The organism is Rhizobium grahamii CCGE 502 (assembly GCF_000298315.2).
Classification (GTDB): Bacteria; Pseudomonadota; Alphaproteobacteria; order Rhizobiales; family Rhizobiaceae; genus Rhizobium; species Rhizobium grahamii.
In genome coordinates this window covers 331,746-347,892 of the sequence record NZ_AEYE02000029.1, presented here as the reverse complement: position 1 = coordinate 347,892, position 16,147 = coordinate 331,746, and the positions used below count along the sequence as shown (strand labels likewise).

Below are 16,147 nucleotides of genomic sequence, written 5' to 3'. Positions count from 1 at the left end.
CCGGGCCGAAGGGGTTTTGAAACGGCTTCCTCAGAAAGCCTTGAACGTAAGGGTCGTAAGCGAGCGCACGATGCCGGGAATGTTGGCGATGTTGTCGTTGATGAACTTGCCGATGTCCTGGCCTTCCTCGATATAGACTTTGAGCAGAAGATCGTAGTCGCCGCTCGTCGAATAGAGCTCCGAAACGCGCTCGGTCTGGTAGATAGCATCGGCAACCTCGTAGGTTTTGCCGGGTGCACATTGGAGCTGAACGAAAATGGGCTTCATGGGGATTTCCTGCATCATATTTTGGTTTGCGGCATAATGGTCGAAAGCACCATGCCGGCGCAAGCTGTTCCGTCAGATGGCGGCTTCCCGAACGATCCAGTCGCGAAATGCCTCCAGTGGCGCGTAGTCGGCGCGCTCTGGCGGATAAACGAGATAGTAGTGCTCGCTGCTTTCCATTTCGCGGTCAACGGCTGCAACTAGGTCGCCGCGTTTAAGTTCATCTTGAATGAGGAACGTCGGAAGCAGCGCAACACCGAGACCGGCCATCGCTGCTTGCGCCGCAGTCGCGAACTGATCGAAAAGCATGCCGTGCACGGTTTGAAAGCTCACGCCGCTGTCTGCGAACCAGCGCTCCCATGCATCCGGGCGCGTTGTCAGGTGCAGTAGCGGAGCTTCGAGCAGATCCTGCGCTACTTTGATCGCGCGTCGGCTGCGGAATTCGGGGCTGCAGGCCGGCACTGTTTTCTCCGACATCAGAAATGTCAGCTCCGCGCCCGGCCAATGGGCGTGGCCGAAATGAATGGCCGCATCAATCGAATCGAGCCGGAAGTCGAAGGGCGACAGCCGGGTGACAAGATTGATCGTCACTCCCGGATTGGTCGCCAGGAAGCCTCCTAGCCGGGGGGCCAGCCAACGTGTTCCGAAGGTGGGAAGAATCGCGAGATTGAGCGTGCCGCCGTGCGGATTGGCGCGCAGGTTCAGCGACGCACTCGAAATCCGTCGCAACGCTTCGCGGATCTCCCGGGCATAGCCGTCTCCGGCAAGCGTCAACCGCACGGTCTGGCGCTCGCGCACGAACAGCTCAACGCCGAGCTGCTCTTCCAGCGCCTTGATCTGGCGGCTGACGGCGCTCTGGGTGAGGTCGAGTTCACGGGCGGCGGCTGTTACACTGCCGGCACGCGAGACGGACTCGAAGGCCACAAGCAAGGACGTTGACGGAAGAAAGCGTCGTGATGGCAGCATCTATCATTCCATTTCAGAATAAGCTGTTTCCTAAATGTCGATATTTACGGCTTATCCGGCTTTGTAAAGTCATTCATCTGACAGAATCGGAATGAACTGAAACTACGATCGGACTGCCCGGTACGGACGCCTGGCTGCGATCGGCAACCTGATCAGCGGTTTAACAAGCAATCGCACGGCGCTAGAATGCTGCCTGCTTAACGAATGGATTTTGATCGATGCTGAACGATCCCCGCTCCCACGGCCTCTGGGAAAAAACCGCTCCTCAGCCGCCGGTTACCTCGTCGCTCGTGGGCAATGTGACTGCCGATGTCGTGGTTGTGGGGGGCGGCTATACCGGTCTTTCTTCCAGTCTCCATCTGGCCCAGGCGGGCTCGAAGGTCGCGTTGCTGGAGGCCAAGGAAATCGGCTTCGGCGGCGCGGGCCGCAACGTCGGCCTCATCAACGCCGGCATGTGGGTAATGCCGGACGATCTTCCGGGCGTTCTCGGCCCGGTCTACGGCGAACGTCTGCTCGACTTGCTGGGCAACGCGCCACGGCTTGTGATGGAGTTGATCGACAAGCACGGCATCGCCTGCGAGCTTGAACGAAACGGCACGCTTCACGTTGCGGTTGGCGAAAGTGGCCTCAAGGAGATCGAGGATCGCGCGCGCCAATGGGCGGCGCGGGGTGCAGCGGTGATGTTGCTCGATGCGGCGGAGACGGCCAAGCGCGTTGGGAGCAGCGCCTACACGGGTGCATTGCTGGACATGCGCGCCGGTACACTGCAGCCGCTCGCTTACGCCCGCGGCCTTGCGCATGCGGCGGTTAACGCCGGCGTTTCAATCCACACGTCGAGTCCCGTCATCGGGACCGAGAGAAAAGGCAATCGCTGGACCGTTAAGACCGCCAAAGGCGAGGTGACGGCGGACTGGATCATAGTGGCGACCGACGCCTACAGCACGGGCCCTTGGGAAGCGGTGCGCAACGAGCAGGTCCATCTGCCCTATTTCAATCTTGCGACCCGACCACTCAGCGACAATCTGCGCCGCTCGATCCTTTCTGGGCGCGAGGGCGTTTGGGACACAAAGGAAATCCTCTCCTCTTACCGCATGGACCAGGCCGGACGTTTGGTCTTCGGCAGCGTCGGTGCTCTGCGCAATACCGGGCTGGGGATTCATACGTCCTGGGCCAAACGGTCCTTGAAAAAGCTGTTCCCGCAGCTTGGCGATGTCGAGTTCGAATGCGAGTGGTACGGCAAGATTGGGATGACCGACAACGCGCTCCCGCGGTTCCACAGGTTTGCGCCGAATGTCGTGGGTTTCTCCGGCTATAATGGTCGCGGGATCGCGCCCGGCACAGTGTTTGGCCGCACGCTTGCGCAGCTCGTCCTGGGGCAGACGACGGAAGCAGACTTGCCACTGCCCCTGACAGCACCGTCCGAACCTAGCTTCCGCGCCGTGAAGGAAATGTGGTACGAAGCCGGCGCCCAAGTGGCCCACTTCGCAGACGCCCGATTTTGAGAACCGAGGTTGAAACCATGACCATCTCCGCACTTGATCTCGCCACCGAGACGAAAAACCTGCTTACGGAACTGGGCGTCGGCGCCGACCGCTATACCGGCGGCAGCCTTCGCGTTACCTCGCCGGTAACCGGCAAGGAGATCGGTGCGCCGAAGGAGCATTCTGCCTCCGAGGCAAAGATCGCGATCGAGGCAGCACACAAGGCATTCCTCGAATGGCGAGCTGTCCCGGCTCCGAAGCGTGGCGAACTCGTCCGCCTGCTCGGCGAAGAGCTCCGCGCGGCAAAAGCCGCGCTCGGTCGCCTCGTCTCGATCGAGGTTGGCAAGATCACCTCCGAGGGGCTCGGCGAAGTCCAGGAAATGATCGACATCTGCGACTTTGCCGTCGGCTTGTCGCGTCAGCTCTACGGTCTGACCATTGCCACCGAACGCTCAGAGCACCGGATGATGGAAAGCTGGCACCCCTTAGGCGTGGTCGGCATCATCTCGGCCTTCAATTTCCCGGTCGCCGTCTGGTCGTGGAATGCTGCCTTGGCGCTGGTTTGCGGTAACTCAACCGTGTGGAAGCCGTCTGAGAAGACGCCGCTGACTGCGCTTGCCGTTCAGGCCCTTTTTGAGAAAGCATTGAAGCGATTTGTTGCCGAAGGCGGAGTCGCACCTGCGAACCTCTCGACGTTGCTTATCGGCGGTCGCGATGTCGGGGAAGTCCTCGTTGACCATCCCAAGGCGCCGCTCGTCTCGGCGACAGGTTCGACGGCCATGGGCCGTGTTGTCGGTCCCCGCTTGTCACAGCGCTTTGCCCGATCGATCCTCGAGCTCGGCGGCAACAATGCCGCGATCATCTGCCCGACGGCCGATCTTGACCTGACGCTTCGGGGCGTCGCCTTTTCCGCCATGGGGACGGCCGGTCAGCGTTGCACGACGCTGCGCCGCCTGTTCGTTCACGAGAGCGTCTATGACAAGCTCGTTCCGCGCCTCCAGAAGGCCTATGGCTCGGTGTCGATTGGCAACCCGCTCGAAGCGGGAACGCTTGTTGGACCTCTGATCGACAAGCAGGCCTTTACCAACATGCAGTCGGCTCTTGAGCAAGCGAGGGCTGGCGGTGGTAAGGTCACGGGTGGCGAGCGCGTCGAAAACGGTGCGGCAGACGCCTTCTATGTTCGTCCGGCGCTCGTTGAAATGCCCAATCAAACCGGCCCCGTCGAGCATGAGACATTTGCGCCGATCCTCTACGTGATGAAGTACACGGATTTCGACCAGGTGCTGGACCTGCACAACGCAGTGCCGCAGGGGCTGTCCTCTTCGATCTTCACGAACGACATGCGCGAGGCCGAGACCTTCGTTTCTGCTCGCGGTTCGGATTGCGGCATCGCCAACGTCAACCTCGGTCCATCCGGGGCCGAAATCGGTGGTGCCTTCGGCGGGGAAAAGGAAACCGGCGGCGGCCGCGAATCCGGTTCGGATGCCTGGAGAGCCTACATGCGTAGGGCGACGAACACCGTCAATTACGGCAAGACCTTGCCGCTTGCGCAAGGCGTAAAGTTCGACGTCGAATGACCGTTGCTGCATTGCAGCTGTAGGGGTGATGGCATAACACGTCATCACCCCTTTTTCTTTTTGCAGGTTGCCATGCATTTCACCCTAGCTGCGGCGGAGACGCTGGTTGTCGACGCCTTGATGCGCAATCGTGTGGCCGAGGCCAATGCACACTCGGTTGCCAAGGCACTTGTGGCGGCCGAAGCCGCCGGGCAGGGCGGTCATGGCCTGCGGCGGGTTGAGGCCTACGCAAAGCAGGCGAAGGCAGGCAAGGTCGACGGGTTTGCCAAGCCGCGGCTCGAACGGCCATTTCCCGCGGTCGTGCGGATCGATGCCTGTCATGGCTATGCCTATCCGGCCTTCGATCTCGCGGCGACGGCGCTTCCGGAGATTGTCCTGCAGCAGGGGATCGCCCTAGCTGCGGTTCACCGTTCGCACCATGCCGGCGTCCTTGCCTTAACCGTCGAGCGGTTTGCGGAAATGGGCCTTGTCGCTCTGATGGTCGCTAACGCCACTGCGTCTATGGCCGCTTGGGGTGGACGGAAGCCCGTCTTTGGAACGAATCCCATAGCGTTCGCTGCGCCGATCCCGGGTGCTGACCCTCTTGTCATTGATCTTGCTTTGTCACGCGTCGCCCGTGGCAAGGTGATGGCTGCGCGCCAAAAAGGCGTCGCCATTCCTGCGAATTGGGCTTTTGACCGCAATGGCGAGCCGACGACGGATGCGATTGCGGCACTCGAGGGGACGATGGCTCCCTCTGGAGAAGCCAAGGGCGCTGCATTGGCGATGATGGTGGAGTTCCTCGCCGGCGCATTGACTGGGGCCAATTTTTCCTTCGAGTCCTCCTCGCTCTTTGATGACAAGGGCTCAGCGCCCGGCCTTGGTCAGATGCTTATGGTCATCAACCCCGCGGCCAGCGGTGGGAAAGGCGTCGCCGATCGGGTGGCTATGCTGGTCGGCGAGATTTCCTCCGATCCCGGTGTACGGCTTCCAGGACGTCGCGGCCAAACGGCCCGACGGCAGGCACTGGAACATGGCATTGACGTGGAGGATGAAGTCATCGCCGCAATCGGCGCGCTCTAGAACGATTCTAAAGTTGACGAATGTTTTCAAGTATTTGTGATGCCAACAGCATCACTAAAACTTGAAATGCGAAATCAACAAAAATATACGGGCTCCATCACCCTGGGGATCTCGGGTGAAACACCATGGAGGGCTTCATGAAAACTTCCCTTAACCGCGTTTCCGGCGCGCTGGCGCTTGCCGCTTCGCTCGTTGCCGCAACGTCGCTGGCTACCGGCGCAGCCGTGGCACAAGAATCCGAAGGCATTGTCGTCTACAACGCTCAGCATGAGAGCCTTGGCCGCGAGTGGATTGATGCATTCACCAAGGCAACCGGCATCAAGGTGACGATGCGCCAGGGCAGCGACATGCAGCTCGCCAATCAGATCGTCCAGGAAGGCGACGCGTCGCCGGCCGACGTTTTCCTGACGGAGAACTCACCGGCCATGACGCTGGTCGATGCCGCCGGCCTGTTTGCGCCGGTTGACAAGGAAACGCTGGACCAGGTCCCCGAGCAGTATCGTCCGTCCGACGGCATGTGGACCGGCATTGCCGCCCGCTCGACGGTTTTTGCTTACGACAAGACGAAGCTCACCGAAGATAAGTTGCCGAAGTCGTTGCTCGACCTAGCGGATCCGGCCTGGAAGGGTCGCTGGGGCGCTTCGCCGGCCGGTGCTGACTTCCAGGCGATTGTCAGCGCCTTGCTCGAGCTCAAGGGCGAGGAAGCAACTGCGGCTTGGCTCAAGGCGCTGAAGGAAAACTCCACGCCATACAAGGGCAACAGCGTCGCGATGAAGGCGGTCAATGCCGGCGAAGTCGAAGGTGCCGTGATCTATCACTACTACTGGTTCGGCGATCAGGGGAAGACCGGTGAAAACAGCAAGAACGTTGGTCTGCACTACTTCAAGAACCAGGATCCGGGCGCTTTCGTCAGCGTCTCGGGTGGCGGCGTTTTGAAGTCGAGCCAGCATGCCAAGGATGCTCAGGCTTTCCTCAAGTTCGTAACCGGCAAGCCTGGTCAGGACATCCTGAAGAATGGCACCTCCTACGAATATGCTGTCGGCAAGGATGCAGCATCGAACGACAAGCTGGTCCCGCTGGCTGACCTCGATGCGCCGAAGGTCGATGCGGCCAACTTGAACAGCAAGAAGGTGACGGAACTGATGACCGCCGCCGGCATCATCTAAGTCCTTCTGACACATGTCCGGCTGGTCAAAACTGTTGCTTTTGGCTCAAGAAAAACGTAGGGCATGACGAAATCGGCAACCGCCTTCCGTGGGCGGTTGCCTTCCTTTTTCAGCGTGTGAAGGCGGCGGCCTTGCTGCAGGACAACAGATTGCTTGTTCCCGGCCATGAGAGGCCGATGGCACGGCCGGTGACAGGAATAGATCGCCTGCGGGCGCGTCTGCCTCACGCTTCCGTCATTCTCTTTGCTTCCGTGGTGGCGTTGTTTAGCCTGGTTCCGCTCGGATTTATCGGCTGGATCAGCTTTGATGTCGGCTGGCAGACGGTCAAGGAGCTGGTATTCCGCGCTCGTGTCGGCGAACTGCTCGTCAACACGGTGCTGTTGGAAGCCTTCACCATTCCTCTGTCGATAGCTCTTGCTGTCACGCTGGCCTGGCTAGTCGAACGGACGGACATACCCTTCGCACGGCTTTGGTCGTGGCTGGCTGTCGCGCCCCTCGCGGTGCCGGCCTTCGTCCATAGCTACGCCTGGATCAGTCTCGTACCGGGGATGCATGGGCTGCAGAGCGGTGTCTTCGTTTCCGTCCTGGCGTACTTTCCGTTTCTCTATTTGCCGGTTGCCGCCGCGCTTCGCCGGCTTGATCCTGCCATTGAGGATGCGGCTTCTTCGTTAGGCCTCGGGCCTTGGCGTCTGTTCTTTCGCACGATCCTGCCGCAGCTGCGCTTCGCCATTTGCGGCGGTTCGCTGCTGATCGGGCTGCACCTGCTGTCGGAGTACGGCCTCTTCGTGATGATCCGTTTCGACACCTTCGCGACCGCGATCGTCGACCAGTTCCAATCCGCTTACAATAGCCCCGCCGCCAACATGCTGGGTGGTGTTCTGGTCGCTTGCTGCCTGCTTTTGCTGGGTCTCGAAATCCTGTTGCGCGGTAACGAACGATATGCCCGCGTCGGATCCGGTTCGGCGCGGCCGGCGGATCGCCGTCGACTCGGCTGGTTCGTGGTACCGGCGATCGTGCTTCAGGTGGGGCTGGCGGCATTGACCCTCGGGGTTCCCCTCGTGACGCTCGTGCGGTGGCTCTATCTGGGTGGGCTTGAGGTCTGGCGCGTCGACACGGTCGGCAATGCGTTTGTGCAAACCATCATTCTTGCCATCGCCGGCGGCATTCTTGCCACGATTGCCGCCACACCAATGGCCTGGCTTTCCGTCCGAGCGCCGGGGCGTCTTCAGCGCCTGCTCGAGGCCTGCCATTATTATGTCGGCTCATTGCCTGGCGTGGTCGTCGCACTCGCGCTGGTTACGATTACGGTTCGCCTCGTTCTGCCGCTCTATCAGACCTTCGCGACACTTGTTGCCGCCTACATCCTGCTGTTCCTGCCACGGGCCATGGTGGGCCTGCGCGCCAGCATCGCCCAGGCGCCGGTAGAGCTTGAGCGGGCCGCAATGGGCCTTGGGCGGACGCCTGCCCAAGCTGTGCGACAGATCACCATGCGACTTGCCGCGCCAGGCGCAGCCGCCAGCGTCGCGCTCGTTGGTCTCGGCATTACCAATGAGCTCACCGCGACATTGATGCTTGCACCAAATGGGGTGGAAACTCTGGCAACGAAGTTCTGGTCGCTGACCAGCGAGATCGACTACGTCGCGGCCGCGCCTTACGCATTCATGATGGTCGTGCTATCGCTGCCGCTCACCCTCCTTCTCTATGCCCAATCGAAACGGACTGCCGGACAATGACGCTGCTTACGATTGATCGCATCAGCAAGCGCTACGGGCATGTCCAGGCATTGCAGAACATCTCACTCGATGTCGCCGCCGGAAGCCGCACCGCCGTTGTTGGACCTTCAGGGTCGGGAAAGACGACGCTGCTGCGCATTATTGCCGGCTTCGAGCAGCCTGATAGCGGTCGCGTCACGCTGAATGACGAGCTTCTGGCCGACGGTCCGGCAACGGTGCCCGCGCACAAGCGAGGCATCGGTATCGTCTCGCAGGATGGCGCGCTGTTTCCGCATCTGAGTGTCGCCGACAATATCGGCTTTGGCTTCGAGCGCGGCGCCCCCGATCGCGACCGACGCATTCTCGATCTGCTCGATATGGTGGAACTTGACCGCAACATGCTCACCCGCCGGCCGCACCAGCTTTCCGGCGGCCAGCAGCAGCGCGTGGCGCTGGCCCGCGCGCTTGGCCGCAAGCCGCGCCTGATGCTGCTCGATGAACCGTTTTCGGCACTCGATACCGGTCTGCGTGAGAATATGCGCAAGGCTGTGGCGCGTGTCCTACAGTCAGCGGGCATCACGACGATCCTCGTCACCCATGACCAGGCGGAAGCTCTCTCTTTTGCCGATCAGGTCGCCGTCCTGCGGGAAGGCCGGTTGATCCAGGCCGGGTCACCGCAATCGGTTTACCTGCAGCCGATTGATCGCGAGACAGCCCTGTTTCTCGGAGACGCGGTTATGCTTCCGGCCATTGTTCGCAATGGTTTTGCCGATTGTGCGCTCGGCCGCGTCGCCGTCGACGGCGGCCATAAAGGTAAAGTCGAGATCATGCTGCGGCCTGAACAGATCCGCGTCGTTCCCGATGAAAGCGCGCAGACCTACCGCGGGCGGGTCGTCGAGGTGGAGTTCGGCGGGGCGACCTGCACCGTTGCCGTGTCGCTGGAAGGCGTTGCCCTGCCGCCGATCATGATCAAGACGTCAAGCGTGGCGCTTCCGGAGCGCGGAGATCATGTGCGTCTCGACATCGCCGGCAAGGCGCACGTTCTCGGAAGCCGCTGATCAGGCGATCTTGCGTTCAGAACTCTCGTCTTCTGACAACCAGCCGCCGCTAAATCCCGCTAGCTCAAGACCGCGCCGGATAACCGACGAACGCCGCATAAGGCTCCAGATGAAATCGGACCGATCGTTTTCGATCGTCATCACCAGTAGGCCCTGGTCGATGCCGACGCAGCGGTCGTCGACCCAGCCCTCAGGTCGCTTGGTCTTGACCGTCGGGTTGAATCCACCGGGGAAACGATCCTCGTAGAGCAGGTTCGGATAGGTGGACATCAGGGCGCGAAGACCGTCGAGCGAGGCCTGGCGGTCATATGGGAGCGATGCCAGCGCTGCCCAGGGAGCGATCGTGCCGTCATCCGGGCCGAGTGGTGCGCCGCGCGCGGCATAGCCGAGCACGCGCGGATGGCGACCGCCGCGCATGTTGCGGGTCGGAGGCGGGCCATCGGAGGCGGATAGACCCCAGACGTCCTTGCTGTAGCCGACGAAGTGGCCGGGATTGCGCTCGGCATAGTCCCGCTGCACGGCGATCGATACTTGGGTGTTGCGGAAGTAATCCCAGTTGCGCTCGGCCATTGCCTTGTCCTGGATCCCACGGAAATCGATCCAGGCATGCGAGAACAAGTGAATGAAGAGTGGGCCGGCATAGACGTAAGGCTGGTCGCCGAACAGCATCCACGAATAGCTCGCGGTGAAGGCATCGTAGCTCGACGGTGGGATCGGATGCGTCGGGGAAGCAAGAGCCAGCGTATAGAGCAGGATCGCTTCGTCGTAGCCCTGCCAGCGCCAACGCAGGAAGCCGCTGCCCGGCTTCCAGCCCATGCAAACGGTTTGGCCCTTGTTCAGCGCCCAGTGCCAATCGATTCTCTCGTAAACCAGGTTCGCGAGCCTGCGGATCTCCGTTTCGGCCTCGGTGTTACGGTCGAAATAGGCGGCGGCGGTCAACATGCCGGCAACGAGAAGCGTGGTGTCGATCGTCGACAACTCGCTGTTCCAAGCGCGGTGACCGGTGTCCATGTGCAGGAAGTGATAGAAGAAGCCCTTATAGCCGATCGCGTGCCGCTCACGACCCTGGTGGCCGTTGGCAAAGAAACAGAGCGTCTTCAGCGTGTACTCGATCGCATCGGACCGCTGCATCCAGCCACGCTCGACGGCGACTGGATACGACGACAGGGAAAAACCGACCGCGGCGATGCTGCAGGGGACCCCCGCGATGGACGTGTCCGCGACGAGCCCGTTTTCGGGATTGTAGTGTTTCGGGAAATAATTGAAAGCGCCTTGCTGAAGCCTGTCGATCAGCGCGGCATCCGTTTCCTCGGTCCGTTGTAACATGCGTGCCAAGCCCAACTTGTTGTCCAGTCCCCGGTTCAACATGGTGAAGCACGACGCGCAAATCAATCATTTTTGAAAGGCTTGCGATCGAACGACCCATCGACCGTTTTGCTTCAGCACCGGCCCAATGGCATTTTCACACCGCGCCAAGATGCGGTGGCAGCGAGCCACTGCCGCGTTCGTGCCTCCGGATCGGGGTTCAGGCTAATATCGGTCACGACAGCAGCGCTGTCGGCGCCCTGAGACAAAACGCCCTCGATTCGATCGACGTTCAACCCGCCGATGGCGACGAGCGGCATGTCGCCGACGCGCGACTTCCATAGGCGCAGACGTTCCGGTCCTTGCGGCGACCATTTCATCTGCTTGAGAATGGTCGGATAGATCGGACCGAGCGCGATATAGTCCGGCTTTGCCGCTAGCGCCGTCTCAAGTTCCGCATCGTCGTGGGTGGACAGCCCGAGCTTCATGCCGGCGGCACGAATGGCGCCGCGATCGGCCGCCTCCAGATCCTCCTGGCCGAGGTGGACGAAATTGCATCCTTCTTCAATGGCAAGCTGCCAGTAGTCGTTGACGATAAGCTGACAGCCGTGCGCGACACAAATCGCCTTCGCCGTTCGGATTTCGGTGCGCAGCTCGGTCGTGTCCTTATCCTTGATCCTGAGCTGCACGAGCTTGACGCCGAGCGGCACCAGCCGTGCGATCCATTCGGCGCTATCGACGATGAGATAGAAGGGATCGAGCTTCATGCAAATACGGCCTTTCCGATGATGGGTGTCGAGGGAACCGCGACATCACGCGGTTCGAGCATGCCCGCACCGAAAGCCTCGCGGCCGGACTCGATCGCCTTGGCAAACGCGCCCGCCATGGCCACGGGGTCGCCAGCGCCGGCAACAGCGGTGTTCAGGAGGACGGCATCGAAGCCGAGCTCCATGACAGCAGCCGCATGTGATGGCCGACCGATGCCGGCATCAATAATGAGCGGAATGTCGGGGAAATGTGCGCGCATCGAACGCAACGCCGAGAGGTTGAGCGGTCCCGCGGCACTGCCGATCGGGGCGCACCATGGCATCAATACCCGGCAACCCGCTTCGAGCAGCTTCTCGGCCACAACGAGGTCGTCGGTCGTGTAGGGAAAGACCTCAAAGCCCTCGCCGGAAAGAATGCGGGCGGCTTCCACCAAGCCGAAAACATCAGGCTGAAGCGTATCGTGATTGCCGATCACCTCCAGCTTGATCCAACTGGTGCCGAAGAGCTCGCGCGCCATCTTGGCTGTCAGCACGGCCTCGGAGACGCCATGGCAGCCCGCGGTGTTCGGCAGAACCCGAACGCCGAGTGCCCGTATCATCTCGAAGAAGGCACCGCCGCTCCGTCCGCCCGCGGTCTCGCGGCGGAGCGAGACGGTGACGATCTCCGTTCCCGATCGCTTGACGGCCTCTGCGAGGATTGCAGGTGAAGGGTATCGTGCGGTGCCGAGAAGCAGGCGGGAGGAGACTTCGGTGTCGTAGAGCGTCAGCATGGTCAGCCCCCCTGCATCGGCGACAGGATTTCGATCCGGTCGTTGTCGTTGAGCGCGTGGTCGGCGCGATCCTCGCGGTGGACGATTTCGCCGTTGACGGCGGTCGCCAGCCAGTCGCCTTTGTATTCCATCAGCGTCAGCAGTTCGGACAAGGTTGGCGCAGTGAGGTCGTGATGCTCGCCGTTGACGATCAGTTTCATCAGCAATTTCCTCCCGATTCGGTTCTGGAGACGACAAGGTTCACAGCTTCCTGCGCCATGACAGGCGCCAACAGGAAGCCGTGGCGATAGAGGCCGTTGAACACCACTGCCTCGGCCTCGCGGGTCACGCGTGGAAAGTTGTCGGCGAATGCCGGCCGGATGCCCGCGCCGGTTTCGACAACGGCCGCGTCCGCAAAGGCGGGATGCACGGCGTAGGCGGCGTTCAGCAACTCCATCATCGAACGCGCCGAGATCGGACCGTCGAACTCGGTCTCGATCATGGTGGCACCCACCATGAACAGGCCATCTCCGCGCGGAACGATATAGACGGGGAAGCGGGGATGCAGCAGGCGTACGGGTCTGGCGAGGTCGACCTCGGGCGTCTGCAGATAGAGCATTTCGCCGCGCACGCCGCGAAGTCCGCTCATTTGCCCAATGCGTGCTGCGCCCGTGCAATCGATAATGTCATCGTAGCCGGTGGTTTCGGCCACGTGGTCGATGAATGCGACATATCGAGCGGCGAGCTTTTCTCGCAGCAGACCCAGCACTCGTCTCGGATCGAGATGTCCTTCCAGCGGGAAGAACAGCGCCCGCCTGAACCGGTCTGCCAAGCTTGGCTCCAACGCGGCGATTTGCTCTTCATCTAGCCATTCATGGCTGCTGGTACGAGCGGCGAAGCGATCGAGTTCGCTTTGGTCGCGCGCGGGGGCGACGACCAGGGTGCCGTTTCGGTGTACCTCGCCCGGTAGCATCCTTTCCCACCGGTCGATAGCGTCGCGGCCGCGCAGCAAGACGGCTTCGTCCGCGCTTTCACGTTCACACCAGGGAGCCAGCATGCCACCCGCGAGCCAGGAGGCCGTCTGGCCGAAACCGGGACGCGGATCCATGACGGTGACGTCGGCACCACGAAGGCTGAGTTCGTGCGCCACCGTGAGGCCGGCAACGCCGGCCCCTTTGACGAGGACATGCATCTCAGTCACCCGACCGTTCGACGGCGTCGATCGGCATGTAGAGATCGCCGCCTTCGCGGTATTTCGCTGCCATGGCGTCGAGTCCCTCCTTCTGCGCTTCGGCACGGATGTCGTGCGAGATCCGCATCGAGCAGAACTTCGGGCCACACATGGAGCAGAAGTGCGCGACCTTGTGGGCTTCCTTTGGCAGGGTCTCGTCGTGAAAGCTGCGGGCGGTCTCCGGATCGAGCGACAGATTGAACTGGTCCTCCCATCGGAATTCGAAGCGCGCGCGCGAAAGCGCATCATCGCGCAATTGAGCCGCCGGGTGACCCTTGGCGAGATCGGCGGCGTGTGCAGCGATCTTGTAGGTGATGACGCCCGTCTTCACGTCGTTGCGGTCGGGAAGGCCAAGATGCTCCTTCGGCGTGACGTAGCAGAGCATTGCCGTGCCGAACCAGCCGATCATTGCGGCACCGATGCCCGAGGTAATGTGGTCGTAGCCCGGTGCGATATCTGTCGTCAGTGGTCCCAGCGTGTAGAAAGGCGCCTCGCCGCAGACGGCGAGCTGCTTGTCCATGTTTTCCTTGATCTTGTGCATCGGGACATGGCCCGGGCCCTCGATCATGACTTGGCAGTCCTTGGCCCAGGCGATCTTCGTCAGTTCGCCGAGGGTCTCCAGCTCGGCGAATTGCGCGGCGTCATTGGCGTCGGCAATCGAACCTGGACGCAGGCCGTCACCGAGCGAGAATGAGACGTCGTAGGCTCGGCAGATGTCGCAGATCTCTTCGAAATGCTCGTAGAGGAAACTCTCACGATGGTGATGAAGACACCACTTGGCCATGATCGAGCCGCCGCGCGAAACGATGCCGGTAACGCGGTTGACGGTCAGCGGGATGTAGTGAAGCCGGACACCGGCATGGATGGTGAAATAGTCGACGCCCTGCTCCGCCTGCTCGATGAGCGTGTCGCGATAGACCTCCCAGGTCAGGTTCTCGGCGATGCCCTCGACCTTCTCCAGCGCCTGGTAGAGTGGGACAGTGCCGATCGGCAGCGGTGAGTTGCGGATGATCCATTCGCGAATGTTGTGAATGTTGCGGCCGGTGGAAAGGTCCATCACGGTGTCGGCGCCCCAGCGGGCCGCCCAGACCATCTTCTCGACCTCCTCGGCCATGGAGGAAGTGACGGCTGAGTTTCCGATATTGGCGTTGATCTTCACGAGGAAGTTCCGGCCGATGATCATCGGTTCGGATTCGGGGTGGTTGATGTTGGCGGGGATGATCGCCCGACCCGCAGCCACTTCCTGGCGGACGAATTCCGGGGTGACGTGATCGGGAATGCGAGCGCCGAAGCTTTCACCGTCGCGCTTGACGGCCTCAGCCTTTGCCTTGCGGCCGAGATTTTCGCGGATCGCGATGAACTCCATCTCAGGCGTGATGATGCCGGCACGAGCATAGGCGAGTTGGGTGACTGCCTGGCCGTCCTTGGCGCGGAGTGGCTGGCGCTTGGCGGGAAATTCCGGCGTCAGCCGTTCGCCGCTGGCAAACCCGTTGTCCTCCGGGCGAACTTGTCGGCCCTGATAGGCTTCGACGTCGCCGCGAGTGAGAACCCAATTGCGTCGCAATTCCGGAAGCCCTTGCTCGATGCGGATGTCGGCATTTTCGACGGTGTAGATGCCCGATGAATCATAAACCGTGACCGGCGGCTCTCCTGACGTCGGATGGACGCTGATCTCGCGCATCGGTACGCGGATTTCGGAGTGAATTTCTCCAGGGATGTAGATTTTTTTAGAAGCCGGTAGCGGACCCGTTGTAACGGTCGGGGTGATGTTCTTTGCGGCAATATTCATGGTTTGAGGCTCCAAGTTTTAGGTTTGGAGACCCAGTCATCAGCCGGAATGATGAAAAGACGCCGGCACGGATTCCACGCGAGAACCCAATGCCTTCGAGCGCTTGCACCGTCCCTACGCCAGTATGAACTGGATCAGGTTCAACGGGTCACTGCGCGCGATAGCAGTATCTCAGCCCCTTGCCGGGACCCCCCTGGTGAATGCGAAAAGGTTAGAGCCAGAGCGGCAAAGCTGTCAAGCCGACCGCCGCAACTACATGGAGAGGTCCAGCGCGCGACCTTCGAAGAGGCGGCTCTGCGAACCCTCAAGATGCGCCTTCATCAAAGCGCGCGCGTCTTCCGCGCGGCCTTCGACGATCGCGAGGTAAATCTTGTTGTGCTCCTCGTAGACCTGCTCGAGGCCCTGACGCGGACCAAGGAGCGATAGGCCGTGAAGGTGCATGCCGACGGCGATGTGTGCCTTCAGGGCGTCGATCGAGGCCGTGTAGTAGTGATTGTTGGCGGCCTCGGTGACGGCACGATGGAAGGTGAAGTCGGCGTCGGTGCGATGGAGCTGGTGGCTGGTCGCATCTCGCAGGTCGGCGAGCGCCGCGGCAATTTTCTGGATTGCCGTCTCGTCACGACGCTTGGCTGCGAAATAGGCGGCGGCCGGCTCGATCGTCAGGCGAAACTCGTAGCAGCGCTGGATATCGGCAATCGTCTTGACTGGTGAATAGGACAGCTGGGTCGTTGGCGAACCATGGGCGCTGACAAATGTGCCGGCTCCCTGACGGGCATAGACGATCCCCTGATCGCGTAACCGCGCCAGGGCGTCGCGCACGATCGGACGCGAAACGCCGAGCATCGATGCAAGCTCATGCTCGCCGGGAAGACGCGAATCCGGCGGATAGTTCCCGGAGCGAATGCGCTCCTGCAATTGATCGAATACCCGATCGACCAGTTTCACGGCCTTGCCGCGCTCCGGCTTGCCTTCCGGGGCCGCCGGGGCTTTCGCCGATACACCGTTTGCTTCGTCCACCTT

15 protein-coding genes and 1 riboswitch are annotated in these 16,147 nt (G+C 61.4%); of the genes, 6 read left to right on the top strand and 9 right to left on the bottom strand.

Annotated elements, in window-relative coordinates; translation table 11 throughout:
• Positions 1–30 precede the first annotated feature (30 nt).
• Positions 31–267 (bottom strand): Lrp/AsnC ligand binding domain-containing protein, encoded by a 237-nt coding sequence (locus RGCCGE502_RS23550; RefSeq protein WP_016556708.1) that lies wholly within the window; start codon positions 265–267, stop codon positions 31–33.
• Positions 268–339: 72 nt separating this feature from the next.
• Positions 340–1,230: a LysR family transcriptional regulator gene (locus tag RGCCGE502_RS23545; RefSeq protein WP_016556707.1), complete on the bottom strand. Its 891-nt coding sequence runs from the start codon at positions 1,228–1,230 to the stop codon at positions 340–342.
• Between the two features lie 218 nt (positions 1,231–1,448).
• Here RGCCGE502_RS23545 and RGCCGE502_RS23540 point away from each other — a divergent pair, with 218 nt between their 5' ends.
• From RGCCGE502_RS23540 to RGCCGE502_RS23515, 6 genes are all read left to right on the top strand, one after another.
• Complete coding sequence (locus RGCCGE502_RS23540) at positions 1,449–2,732, top strand: NAD(P)/FAD-dependent oxidoreductase (RefSeq protein ID WP_016556706.1); 1,284 nt, start codon at positions 1,449–1,451, stop codon at positions 2,730–2,732.
• Positions 2,733–2,749: 17 nt separating this feature from the next.
• Entirely contained in the window at positions 2,750–4,288 is a 1,539-nt protein-coding gene (amaB, locus tag RGCCGE502_RS23535) for an L-piperidine-6-carboxylate dehydrogenase (protein ID WP_016556705.1), read from the top strand.
• 72 nt (positions 4,289–4,360) lie between these two features.
• Positions 4,361–5,350, top strand: coding sequence for an Ldh family oxidoreductase (locus tag RGCCGE502_RS23530; protein WP_016556704.1), 990 nt, complete (start codon positions 4,361–4,363; stop codon positions 5,348–5,350).
• Between the two features lie 137 nt (positions 5,351–5,487).
• On the top strand, positions 5,488–6,516 hold the full coding sequence (locus RGCCGE502_RS23525; RefSeq protein WP_016556703.1) for an iron ABC transporter substrate-binding protein: 1,029 nt from the start codon (positions 5,488–5,490) through the stop codon (positions 6,514–6,516).
• A gap of 176 nt (positions 6,517–6,692) precedes the next feature.
• A complete protein-coding gene (locus RGCCGE502_RS23520) occupies positions 6,693–8,249 on the top strand; it encodes an ABC transporter permease (RefSeq protein ID WP_016556702.1) in 1,557 nt (518 codons plus the stop codon).
• Positions 8,246–9,286: an ABC transporter ATP-binding protein gene (locus RGCCGE502_RS23515; RefSeq protein WP_016556701.1), complete on the top strand. Its 1,041-nt coding sequence runs from the start codon at positions 8,246–8,248 to the stop codon at positions 9,284–9,286. The genes RGCCGE502_RS23520 and RGCCGE502_RS23515 overlap by 4 nt, the downstream gene beginning before the upstream one ends.
• On the opposite strand, the gene RGCCGE502_RS23510 is transcribed toward RGCCGE502_RS23515, so the two are convergent.
• The 7 genes from RGCCGE502_RS23510 to RGCCGE502_RS23480 all read right to left on the bottom strand — a co-directional run bounded on the left by RGCCGE502_RS23510 (position 9,287) and on the right by RGCCGE502_RS23480 (position 16,144).
• Positions 9,287–10,612 (bottom strand): glucoamylase family protein, encoded by a 1,326-nt coding sequence (locus RGCCGE502_RS23510; protein WP_016556700.1) that lies wholly within the window; start codon positions 10,610–10,612, stop codon positions 9,287–9,289.
• A 113-nt stretch (positions 10,613–10,725) separates the two neighbouring features.
• Positions 10,726–11,358, bottom strand: a complete 633-nt coding sequence (locus tag RGCCGE502_RS23505; RefSeq protein ID WP_016556699.1) for a thiamine phosphate synthase — start codon at positions 11,356–11,358, stop codon at positions 10,726–10,728.
• Positions 11,355–12,128: a thiazole synthase gene (locus RGCCGE502_RS23500; RefSeq protein WP_016556698.1), complete on the bottom strand. Its 774-nt coding sequence runs from the start codon at positions 12,126–12,128 to the stop codon at positions 11,355–11,357. The genes RGCCGE502_RS23505 and RGCCGE502_RS23500 overlap by 4 nt, the downstream gene beginning before the upstream one ends.
• 2 nt (positions 12,129–12,130) lie before the next feature.
• Complete coding sequence (gene thiS, locus RGCCGE502_RS23495; protein WP_016556697.1) at positions 12,131–12,328, bottom strand: sulfur carrier protein ThiS; 198 nt, start codon at positions 12,326–12,328, stop codon at positions 12,131–12,133.
• The gene (gene thiO, locus RGCCGE502_RS23490; protein ID WP_016556696.1) at positions 12,328–13,299 is read right to left on the bottom strand and encodes a glycine oxidase ThiO; all 972 of its coding nucleotides are present in this window, start codon (positions 13,297–13,299) and stop codon (positions 12,328–12,330) included. Before thiO ends, thiS begins: the two co-directional genes overlap by 1 nt.
• A 1-nt stretch (position 13,300) precedes the next feature.
• Complete coding sequence (gene thiC / locus RGCCGE502_RS23485; RefSeq protein WP_016556695.1) at positions 13,301–15,127, bottom strand: phosphomethylpyrimidine synthase ThiC; 1,827 nt, start codon at positions 15,125–15,127, stop codon at positions 13,301–13,303.
• A 93-nt stretch (positions 15,128–15,220) separates the two neighbouring features.
• Positions 15,221–15,332, bottom strand: a riboswitch (TPP riboswitch).
• 47 nt (positions 15,333–15,379) lie between these two features.
• Positions 15,380–16,144 carry a FadR/GntR family transcriptional regulator gene (locus RGCCGE502_RS23480; RefSeq protein WP_019280530.1) on the bottom strand — a complete coding sequence of 255 codons (765 nt, stop codon included), beginning with the start codon at positions 16,142–16,144 and terminating at the stop codon, positions 15,380–15,382.
• Between the last annotated feature and the right edge of the window lie 3 nt (positions 16,145–16,147).

Excerpts from the sequence above, each read along its gene's own strand:
- RGCCGE502_RS23550 (WP_016556708.1), bottom strand. The coding sequence starts at position 267 with ATGAAGCCCATTTTCGTTCAGCTCCAATGTGCACCCGGCAAAACCTAC.
- RGCCGE502_RS23545 (WP_016556707.1), bottom strand. The coding sequence starts at position 1,230 with ATGCTGCCATCACGACGCTTTCTTCCGTCAACGTCCTTGCTTGTGGCC.
- RGCCGE502_RS23540 (WP_016556706.1), top strand. The coding sequence starts at position 1,449 with ATGCTGAACGATCCCCGCTCCCACGGCCTCTGGGAAAAAACCGCTCCT.
- amaB (WP_016556705.1), top strand. The coding sequence starts at position 2,750 with ATGACCATCTCCGCACTTGATCTCGCCACCGAGACGAAAAACCTGCTT.
- RGCCGE502_RS23530 (WP_016556704.1), top strand. The coding sequence starts at position 4,361 with ATGCATTTCACCCTAGCTGCGGCGGAGACGCTGGTTGTCGACGCCTTG.
- RGCCGE502_RS23525 (WP_016556703.1), top strand. The coding sequence starts at position 5,488 with ATGAAAACTTCCCTTAACCGCGTTTCCGGCGCGCTGGCGCTTGCCGCT.
- RGCCGE502_RS23520 (WP_016556702.1), top strand. The coding sequence starts at position 6,693 with ATGGCACGGCCGGTGACAGGAATAGATCGCCTGCGGGCGCGTCTGCCT.
- RGCCGE502_RS23515 (WP_016556701.1), top strand. The coding sequence starts at position 8,246 with ATGACGCTGCTTACGATTGATCGCATCAGCAAGCGCTACGGGCATGTC.
- RGCCGE502_RS23510 (WP_016556700.1), bottom strand. The coding sequence starts at position 10,612 with ATGTTACAACGGACCGAGGAAACGGATGCCGCGCTGATCGACAGGCTT.
- RGCCGE502_RS23505 (WP_016556699.1), bottom strand. The coding sequence starts at position 11,358 with ATGAAGCTCGATCCCTTCTATCTCATCGTCGATAGCGCCGAATGGATC.
- RGCCGE502_RS23500 (WP_016556698.1), bottom strand. The coding sequence starts at position 12,128 with ATGCTGACGCTCTACGACACCGAAGTCTCCTCCCGCCTGCTTCTCGGC.
- thiS (WP_016556697.1), bottom strand. The coding sequence starts at position 12,328 with ATGAAACTGATCGTCAACGGCGAGCATCACGACCTCACTGCGCCAACC.
- thiO (WP_016556696.1), bottom strand. The coding sequence starts at position 13,299 with ATGCATGTCCTCGTCAAAGGGGCCGGCGTTGCCGGCCTCACGGTGGCG.
- thiC (WP_016556695.1), bottom strand. The coding sequence starts at position 15,127 with ATGAATATTGCCGCAAAGAACATCACCCCGACCGTTACAACGGGTCCG.